The following is a 1,635-nucleotide window of genomic DNA, read 5'->3' as shown; positions in this document are numbered from 1 at the left end:
GTACGTACGTCAGGGCGCAGGTGGCCATGATCCGGTCGAAGGGAGCGCGCGCGGGGCAGCCGCGCGCGCCGTCCCCGGTGACGACGGCGGGGTGCCGGCCGGCCGCCGCGAGGTGGTTCCGGGCGGTCTCGGTGATCTCCGGGTCGAGGTCGACGGTGGTGACGTTCTCGTCGCCGAGGCGGTGGGCGAGGAGGGCCGCGTTGTAGCCGGTGCCCGCGCCGATCTCCAGGACGGTGTGACCGTCGCGTACGTCCAGGTAGTCCAGCATCCGGGCCATCAGGGAGGGCTGGCTGCTGGAGGAGACCAGTTCGCCGTCGCGCAGCCGGGTGGCGAGCGGGGCGTCCGCGTAGGCCTCGGTGAGCCAGCGCTCGCGCCGCAGCGGATCGGGGTCCTCGCCCCACAGCCGCTCGTACCCGCCGACTACGCCGAGGTAGAAGTACGGCACGAAGACATGGCGCGGGACCTCCTCGAACGCGGCCCGCCACCGCGGGTCGGCCAGGGCGCCGCCCGCCAGCAGCTCGCGTACGAGGCCGGCGCGCAGGTCCGTACTCCGGTCCGTACCGCCCATGTGTCCACTGTGCGCCGCGGCACCCGCGGACGCGACTACTGACGGCGGACGGAGCCGCTGTACCGCGGCCGTATCGCGGCTCTGCCACAGCCCTATCGCACGGGAGTCCTAGATCCCCGGTCCTCGGGCGAGGCGTCTGAGACCATGAAGGGGTGAACAAGATTCCGCGCGGCACGCTTCAGGAGCAGACCTTCTACGAGCAGGTCGGCGGCGAGGAGACCTTCCGGCGCCTGGTGCACTACTTCTACCAGGGGGTCGCCGAGGACCCGCTGCTCCGGCCGATGTATCCGGAGGAGGATCTCGGACCGGCCGAGGAGCGCTTCGCGCTCTTCCTCATGCAGTACTGGGGCGGCCCCCGCACCTACAGCGACAACCGGGGCCACCCCCGGCTGCGCATGCGCCATGCCCCGTTCACCGTCGACCGCGCCGCCCACGACGCCTGGCTCGGCCATATGCGCGCGGCCCTCGACCGCATGTCCCTCTCCGAAGAGCACGAGACCCAGCTCTGGAACTACCTCACCTACGCCGCCGCCTCCATGATCAACTCCGAGGGCTGACAAGGCCGCTGCGCGGCGGACAGGGCGCTGGCGGCTGAACCCTCGCGCTTGGACGGGCCGGGGGCCGGGTGGCCGGGGACCGCGAGGGAGCGACGGCAGGGCCGGTGAGTGCGTTCGCCGTCGGCCCTGGGCGAACTGAGATCGGGCGAGGCGACGGTGAGAGCGAGCCTGTGCGCTCCAGGTCACTGACGCGCTGTACGGACCCGGGTCAGGCGACCCCACCCGCCCAGGACGGCCCTGGACAGGGGCAGGCGGAGGCGTAGCCGAGGCCCGCGAGCCCGCTCGCCGCACGGCCGGGGCCCGGGTCGGCCGCCCCAGGCCCTGGCCCTGGCCCAGGTCAGGCCGGGGTGACCGTGAGGCCGGCCAGGCCGCCGGCGTCGGTGGTGCGCAGGGCCACCGAACCGTAGGGCGTGCGCAGCCGGAGCCAGCCGCCCGCGGCGAAGAGCGTCAGGGGCTCGTCCACGACGGCGGTCGCCCCGGCGCGGGGCGCGGGCGGGCCCGTACGTACGG

General features: G+C 74.0%; 2 protein-coding genes. One reads left to right on the top strand and one right to left on the bottom strand.

Annotated elements, in window-relative coordinates:
• A partial coding sequence (locus ACFU99_RS42970; RefSeq protein ID WP_384404039.1) for a methyltransferase domain-containing protein occupies positions 1 to 568 on the bottom strand: 568 nt, incomplete at its 3' end.
• Between the two features lie 152 nt (positions 569 to 720).
• Between ACFU99_RS42970 and ACFU99_RS42965 the strand changes: the two genes are divergently transcribed.
• Complete coding sequence (locus ACFU99_RS42965; protein WP_384404037.1) at positions 721 to 1,125, top strand: globin; 405 nt, start codon at positions 721 to 723, stop codon at positions 1,123 to 1,125.
• Positions 1,126 to 1,635: the final 510 nt, after the last annotated feature.

The organism is Streptomyces sp. NPDC057654, from assembly GCF_042800135.1.
Lineage (GTDB): Bacteria > Actinomycetota > Actinomycetes > Streptomycetales > Streptomycetaceae > Streptomyces.
Note: the sequence above shows the minus strand (reverse complement) of the source record. Positions and strands in the feature narration are given on the sequence as shown.